The sequence below is a fragment of the Bacillus sp. JJ1127 genome (assembly GCF_036965845.1).
Lineage (GTDB): Bacteria > Bacillota > Bacilli > Bacillales > Bacillaceae_G > Bacillus_A.
Genome location: NZ_JBALQK010000030.1, coordinates 15,054 through 21,449, shown reverse-complemented (window position 1 = coordinate 21,449; position 6,396 = coordinate 15,054). Strand labels below are relative to the sequence as shown.

The following is a 6,396-nucleotide window of genomic DNA, read 5'->3' as shown; positions in this document are numbered from 1 at the left end:
CTTCGTATGTGGCAGAAAAGGGCCCTGACCGCTTCTATCCATGGCCAGCTGCTCTCTCCCACCTAATTTTTTTAATTAATGTATATATAACGTACAAACAAAAATAAAGAATGTCCGAAAACAGCTAATTTGCTACATTTGGACATTCTCTCTTTATACTCTCTGATCAGCCACAATATGAATATCAATATGTTTCGTCTGCCTCATAATCTCATTTACAATGGATCCTTTTCGAATCTCTTCCCATCTTGTTCTTGCTGATTGCCCAAGTAATATTTGTGTGACCTGCAATCGGTTTGCCACTTCAATGATGACATCAGCTGGCTTTCTTCCTTTCGCCTCTTCTAATAAAAAAGTTGCATGAAATTGATTCGTCAAAGCTTGCCATTCGTCAATTGTTTGTCTTTTTCCTACCGAGATTGATTCTATATTTTCTCTTTCAACATTTAACACATACAATTCAGCATTTAATCGGTCTGCCATACGCCAGCCGCGCCGTATTAATTTCTCCGCTGTTGAACTGTACTGCACACATACGAGAATCTTTTCTTTTACACCGATTGGTTCCATCACCAATTGACTAATTTTCTCGTCCATGTCGTCTGCAACTTCGCGAAGTGACAGTTCTCGTAAAGCTCCTAAATTATTAACTGTAAAAAAGTTTTGTAAGCTTTGCTGAATTTTTTCTTCCTTATATATCTTCCCATCTATTAATCGTTTTCGTAATACCTCTGGTGTTGCATCAACCAGTTGAATCTCATTTGCTTTTTGTAAAATAAAATCGGGAATGCGCTCTCGTACTTTTACATTCGTGATTTGCGCTACAATATCATGAACACTCTCTAAATGCTGAATGTTAAACGCCGATAATACTGATATTCCAGCGTCTAATAATTCTTCTACATCCATGTAGCGTTTTTTATGTTTTGACCCAGGTATATTACTATGTGCCAATTCATCCACAACAACGACTTGAGGCGCTCGTTTTATAATCCCATCTACATCAAGCTCATAAAATACTTTTCCTTTATAATTCATTTCTTTTAAAGGCATTTTTTCTAAATCAGCAATTGCCTCTTCTGTCTCTTTTCTTCCATGTGTTTCAATTAAACCAATTACAATATCAACGCCCTCTTTTTTCATCTCTTGCGCGTCAAACAGCATTTTATAACTTTTTCCTACTCCCGGAGCAGCCCCTACATATAACTTTAATTTCCCGCGATTTTGCCTTCGAATATATTCTAAATATTCCTCCGGCGTACGTCTTTGAAATGTCGGTTTATAGTCATCTGCATACATTACACACACAACCCTTCCTAGCAAACAACGCTACCTCAATCCATTCGATTGAGGTAGCAACGGTACTATTTCATTAGTTTCTGTAACTCTAAATTTAATTTCAAGACATTCACACGATCTTCTCCAAATAACCCTAATGCAGCACCTTCTGTTTGATCTTTAACGATTTGATTTATTGTTTCTTTCGGAATATTCGTTTTTTTCGAAATGCGATCCACTTGTACGTAAGCTGCCTCTGGACTAATATCAGGATCTAATCCAGAACCTGAATTCGTCACTAAATCCATCGGTACTTCCGTAACTGGAACAGCCGGGTTTTTCTCCTTCCAATCTGCTACACTTTTTTCTACACGTTTTACTAAATCAGTATCAGATGGTGCATAGTTATTTGATCCCGATGCTTCAGCTTTATATTCTATACTTGAAACACGTCCATGGAAATAACGTGGATCTGTAAAGTTTTGGCCGATTAATTTTGAGCCAATCACTTCATTTTTTTCATTATATATAAGACTTCCATCCGCATTGTCCTTCATTACCGCTTGTGCAATTCCAGTTACAAGCAATGGATATAAAAGCCCGCACAGGACAAGAAATGTAAAAGTAACACGAATGACCGGTGAAAGTATACTTTGTTTGTTAGCCATCTTCTTTTCCCCTCTTCCTTATATAAACAATCCCACAATCATATCAATTACTTTAATTCCAATGAAAGGAACAATCACTCCTCCAAGACCGTAAATGAATAAGTTACGACCAAGTAAGGCATTGGAACTCATCGGCTTATATGCAATCCCCTTCATCGCCAAAGGAATGAGTAATGGGATAATAATTGCATTAAAGATTAATGCTGATAAAATGGCTGAAAGCGGCGAAGTTAATTTCATTACATTGAGTGCTTCCATTTGCGGAATTGCTAATGTAAACATCGCTGGGATAATTGCAAAATATTTTGCTATATCGTTCGCGATACTAAATGTTGTTAGCGCACCGCGCGTCATTAGTAGCTGCTTCCCAATCCCTACAACCTCAATAATTTTTGTTGGATTGGAATCTAGATCAATCATATTCGCTGCTTCTTTCGCAGCTGTTGTTCCGCTATTCATCGCTAACCCTACATCAGCTTGTGCTAACGCTGGTGCATCGTTCGTACCATCACCCGTCATTGCTACAAGTTTTCCTTTATCTTGCTCTGCTTTAATAACTGCAATTTTATCTTCCGGTTTACATTCTGCAACAAACTCATCTACCCCTGCTTCTTTCGCAATTGTTGCTGCTGTTAGTGGATTATCACCTGTACACATCACTGTTTTGATTCCCATTTGGCGAAGCTGCTCAAAACGTTCACGCATACCAGGTTTTACAGTATCTTTTAAATAAATTAATCCATAAATACGACTATCCACTGCAACTACAAGTGGCGTTCCACCTTCTTTTGAAATAAAATCAGCTTTTTGATTTAAATCTTTTGGTATCGTTCCACCTTGTGCTTGTACCCACTCAATAACCGCATTAACTGCACCTTTTCTTACTTTTGTCCCATCAGGTAAATCCACACCGCTCATTCTTGTTTCTGCTTTAAATGGAACAAATTCACCTTGTTCTGCGAGTTCTCTATTATAAGAGAAAGATTTTGATTTTACATATTCTATGACAGATCGCCCTTCTGGTGTTTCGTCTAAAACCGATCCTAGTGCAGCCCATTTTCCTAATTGTTCAATCGTTTCATTTCCTACAGGAAGTAATGTATGTGCCATCCGATTCCCAAAAGTAATCGTACCTGTTTTATCTAAAATAATTGTGTTAATATCACCGGCAGCTTCTACAGCTTTACCTGACATTGCTAATACATTAAACTTCGTCACTCGGTCCATCCCAGCAATCCCAATGGCTGATAATAAACCACCAATTGTCGTTGGAATTAAACAAACGAGAAGCGCTACGAGTACAGCTGTATCAATTTTAAACCCTAAATAATTTGTAAAAATCGGTAGTGTGACAACAACAATTAAGAAAATAAGAGTTAAACTTGTTAATACTGTGTTCAGAGCAATCTCATTCGGTGTTTTTTGACGAGCAGCTCCTTCTACTAAAGAAATCATTTTATCTATAAATGACTCACCAGGATTACTTGTAATCGAAATTGTAATTTCATCACTAACAACCATTGTACCGCCTGTTACTGAACAAAAGTCTCCACCAGCCTCTTTAATAACAGGAGCAGATTCCCCCGTAATAGCCGATTCATCGACTGATGCTAAACCTTTAATGACTTCACCATCACTTGGAATCATTTCTCCTTGTTTTACAATTACGATGTCGCCCTTTCTCAGTTCAGTAGCTAAAACTTGAACGATTTTTCCATCTTCTTTTATGACGTTTGCAAATACATCTTTCTTCGATTGTTTCAAAGAATCGGCCTGTGCTTTACCACGCCCTTCTGCCAATGCTTCTGCAAAATTAGCAAACAGAACTGTAAATAATAGAACGAGAGAAACTATTATATTAAACCATCCTGGTATACTGCTAGATGTACTGGGAAGAAACGATAAGATAAGAGTAATAACAAATCCAATTTCCACCACGAACATAATTGGGTTTTTCACCATTACTCTCGGATTCAGTTTCGCAACTGATTGTTTCATCGCATGTGTAACAATATCACGATCCATCGTTTTCGCTTGTCTAACTTCACTCTCTACAGCATGTATTGACGATGTAATCGATTGATCAACTTGTTTTTCTTTTGCCACTACAGGTCTCATCATTTACCCTCCATTACTTCAATGTAAGAAATTCTGCAATTGGTCCTAATACCAACATTGGGAAGAATGTTAATGCTCCAACGATTACAATCGTTCCAATGAAAATGCCTCCAAACAAACTATTATCTGTGCGGAATGTTCCTACTGTTTCCGGCACTACTGTCTTCTCTTTCAATGAAGCTGCAACAGCTAACATTGTAATTAAACTGAAATAACGTCCTAAAAACATAACGATACCAGTTGTAATATTCCAAAACGCTGTATTATCGCCTAGTCCTTCAAATCCAGATCCATTATTAGCGGCAGAAGATGTATATTCATATACCACTTGCGTTAAACCATGAAAACCTGAATGAGAAATTGCATCTGTTCCTAAATGTGTTGAAAGGGCCAATGCTGAAAATCCTAAAATCAACAATGGATGAAATAATATTGTTACTGCAATTAACTTCATTTCCTTCCCTTCAATTTTTTTACCTAAAAACTCTGGTGTCCGTCCAACCATTAATCCAGATATAAAGACCGCAATAATTGCGTACATAATGATATTGACAAACCCTGCACCAACGCCACCAAACACTGTATTTAACATCATATTTACAAGTGGCACCAATCCGCCAATCGGTGTTAACGTGTCATGCATTGTATCAACCGCACCTGTTTCAGCTGCCGTTGTTACTGTCGCATACAGTGAGGAGAAGACCGTTCCAAATCGTACTTCTTTTCCTTCTGTATTCCCTTGTACATGTTCGATACCCATTTGATTTAATGCTGGATTTCCGTGTAATTCTGATGAAGTAATTGTGATAAAACCAATTAAGAATACCATAAATAGGGAAACAAAAAGGATACGTCCTTGTTTTTTATTTCCAACCATACGTCCATACGTAAACGGTAAAGCTGTTGGCAGTAGCATCATAAGCATCATTTGTAAAATGTTACTAATTTGTCCTGGATTCTCAAATGGATGTGTAGAGTTTGCTCCGAAGAATCCGCCACCATTGTTACCAAGTTCTTTAATTGAAACGAATGAAGCTACAGGACCGCGCAAAATACTTTGTTTCGCACCTTCAATTGTGTGTGCTGTAACTGCTCCATCTAAAGTTTGCGGTACACCAAGTGCAACAAAAATCAGTGCTGCAACAAATGCAATAGGAAGAAATACCCTTGTTAAAGCTCGTGTAAAATCAACGAAAAAGTTACCAAGTTCCTTCCCTGCTAATCCTCTTATAAAAGCCATTACAAGTGCTAATGTCGTTGCTGGTGCAGCAAACATTAAAAATGTAATCCCAACTAATTGTGATAAATAAGATAATCCATTTTCACCGCTATAATGCTGTAAGTTTGTATCAGCCATAAAGCTAATTGCTGTATTAAAAGCAAGCGTTGGCTCCATCCCTGCAATATGTGCTGGGTTTAACGGTAATACACCCTGCAAACGAAAAATGAAATATACAACAACGATCATAAAACCATTGAGTGCAACTAATGATAGTGCGTACTGTTTCCAGGTTTGGTTGTATGGTTTCACGCCCGTAATTTTAAAAATAAGTTTTTCAAAAGGTCCAAATACTTTATCTAGTTTGCTCCCCCCTTGAAAAGCTTTTTCTAAATAAATACCCGTTGGCTTTGCAACAAGAATGAATAATAACATTGTGACAACAACTGCAACCCAAATCATAATGAATGATTCCCCCTAATTAAAACTTTTCTGGATTTAATAACGCATAAACTAAATACACCGTAATCCCTGCAACAATAACTGATAAGGCAATCGTCATGATTGCTTCCCTTCTTTCACAACTTTATCCGACCAGCTTGCAAGCCCCACCATAGATGCGCCTAATACAATAAAAATTCCGACCATCACAATATCAAGCATTATTTTCCCCTCGTTTCTAAATGTTAAATTTTACCATTTACCTATCAAAAAAAGAACACTGAGGCTCTACTCAGTGTTCAAAAATGAACAACACAAAAGTAAACCTCCTCTCCAAACGCTTACGAGGTTAGCTGTCGGATTCGGGCCTAAAGAGTAGCCCTACTTTCATCATGAAAGATTCACCCCAAGTGACAATGCACAAAATTGGTTCCCCCGCTCCAAATAATTGGACTCAGCGATATCAGGTTGTTTTTGGAATTTTTATGAACAATTTATGAATGTAAATATACTCCTCTATATTTAACTTGTAAAGAGCAAAATTACTTAAAATAAGAAAATATTTTATCGTTTAAACGCTTACATTTAAAGTTATTAATGTTTTATCATGTGTTTTCTTGTTTTTTCTTTCTTTTTCATTAAAATAGCTCTTTAATATATAAATCCATTTTC

At 37.1% G+C, this 6,396-nt stretch carries 6 protein-coding genes and 1 riboswitch; all 6 genes read right to left on the bottom strand.

Annotated features, from left to right (window positions below):
* Positions 1-153 precede the first annotated feature (153 nt).
* From kdpDN to V7183_RS03920, 6 genes are read right to left on the bottom strand one after another with little or no spacing between them, the layout of a single operon-like run.
* Entirely contained in the window at positions 154-1,308 is a 1,155-nt protein-coding gene (gene kdpDN, locus V7183_RS03945) for a KdpD-like non-kinase potassium sensor (RefSeq protein ID WP_335358737.1), read from the bottom strand.
* A gap of 56 nt (positions 1,309-1,364) precedes the next feature.
* On the bottom strand, positions 1,365-1,946 hold the full coding sequence (kdpC, locus tag V7183_RS03940) for a K(+)-transporting ATPase subunit C (RefSeq protein ID WP_335358736.1): 582 nt from the start codon (positions 1,944-1,946) through the stop codon (positions 1,365-1,367).
* Positions 1,947-1,964: 18 nt separating this feature from the next.
* Entirely contained in the window at positions 1,965-4,064 is a 2,100-nt protein-coding gene (kdpB, locus tag V7183_RS03935; RefSeq protein ID WP_335358735.1) for a potassium-transporting ATPase subunit KdpB, read from the bottom strand.
* A 13-nt stretch (positions 4,065-4,077) separates the two neighbouring features.
* Positions 4,078-5,745, bottom strand: coding sequence for a potassium-transporting ATPase subunit KdpA (kdpA, locus tag V7183_RS03930; protein ID WP_335358734.1), 1,668 nt, complete (start codon positions 5,743-5,745; stop codon positions 4,078-4,080).
* A 19-nt stretch (positions 5,746-5,764) separates the two neighbouring features.
* Entirely contained in the window at positions 5,765-5,845 is an 81-nt protein-coding gene (gene kdpF, locus V7183_RS03925; RefSeq protein WP_335358746.1) for a K(+)-transporting ATPase subunit F, read from the bottom strand.
* Positions 5,842-5,946, bottom strand: coding sequence for a signal peptide protein (locus tag V7183_RS03920; RefSeq protein WP_335358733.1), 105 nt, complete (start codon positions 5,944-5,946; stop codon positions 5,842-5,844). The genes kdpF and V7183_RS03920 overlap by 4 nt, the downstream gene beginning before the upstream one ends.
* 102 nt (positions 5,947-6,048) lie before the next feature.
* Positions 6,049-6,194, bottom strand: a riboswitch (cyclic di-AMP (ydaO/yuaA leader).
* Between the last annotated feature and the right edge of the window lie 202 nt (positions 6,195-6,396).

Bases quoted from the DNA above. Each gene is read 5' to 3' on its own strand.
- kdpC (WP_335358736.1), bottom strand. From the start codon at position 1,946: ATGGCTAACAAACAAAGTATACTTTCACCGGTCATTCGTGTTACTTTT.
- kdpB (WP_335358735.1), bottom strand. From the start codon at position 4,064: ATGAGACCTGTAGTGGCAAAAGAAAAACAAGTTGATCAATCGATTACA.
- kdpA (WP_335358734.1), bottom strand. From the start codon at position 5,745: ATGATTTGGGTTGCAGTTGTTGTCACAATGTTATTATTCATTCTTGTT.
- kdpF (WP_335358746.1), bottom strand. From the start codon at position 5,845: ATGACGATTGCCTTATCAGTTATTGTTGCAGGGATTACGGTGTATTTA.
- V7183_RS03920 (WP_335358733.1), bottom strand. From the start codon at position 5,946: ATGCTTGATATTGTGATGGTCGGAATTTTTATTGTATTAGGCGCATCT.